The sequence below is a fragment of the Seonamhaeicola marinus genome (assembly GCF_008085455.1).
The window spans coordinates 1-760 of record NZ_VSDQ01000282.1 but is presented as its reverse complement, the minus strand read 5'-3'; the positions used below and the strand labels follow the sequence as shown (position 1 = coordinate 760).

General features: G+C 31.7%; 1 protein-coding gene. It reads left to right on the top strand.

Annotation, left to right across the window (positions count from 1 at the left end):
- Positions 1 to 722: transcription termination/antitermination protein NusA (nusA, locus tag FUA24_RS03990; protein ID WP_148540155.1), on the top strand; the 722-nt coding region annotated here is incomplete at its 5' end.
- Positions 723 to 760: the final 38 nt, after the last annotated feature.

The window sequence follows — 760 nt, the reverse complement described above, 5'->3', positions numbered from 1 at the left end:
TACCTTCAGATTTCTTTAGAAAAGGCGATAATGTAAGAGGTGTAATTGACAGTGTAGAATTAAAAGGTTCAAAACCAACAATATTAATGTCTAGAAGCTCTCCAGTGTTTTTAGAAAAATTATTTGAACAAGAAATACCAGAAGTTTTTGATGGCCTAATAACCATTAAAAACGTAGTAAGAATTCCAGGTGAAAAAGCAAAAGTAGCTGTAGATTCTTATGATGATAGAATAGATCCTGTAGGTGCTTGTGTAGGTATGAAAGGATCAAGAATTCACGGAATTGTACGTGAATTAGGTAATGAAAACATTGATGTTATTAACTTTACAACCAATACACAATTATTCATTACAAGAGCATTAAGTCCAGCAAGAGTAACATCAATAAAACTTGATGAAGAAAACAAACGAGCTGAAGTAATTTTAAAACCAGAAGAAGTTAGTAAAGCTATTGGTAGAGGTGGTCATAACATCCGTTTAGCCGGCCAATTAACAGGTTATGAAATTGATGTATTTAGAGAAGGTGCTGAAGAAGATGTTGAATTAAGTGAATTCTCTGATGAAATTGAAAGCTGGATTATTGAAGAGTTTAACAAAGCAGGTTTAGATACTGCTAAAAGTGTACTTGAGTTACAAGTAAGCGAGTTAGTAAGAAGAACCGATTTAGAAGAAGAAACAATAACAGACGTTATTAGAATTCTAAGAGAAGAATTTGAAGAATAATACCAATTTCAATAGTTTTTTTAAGTAACAATGCATAG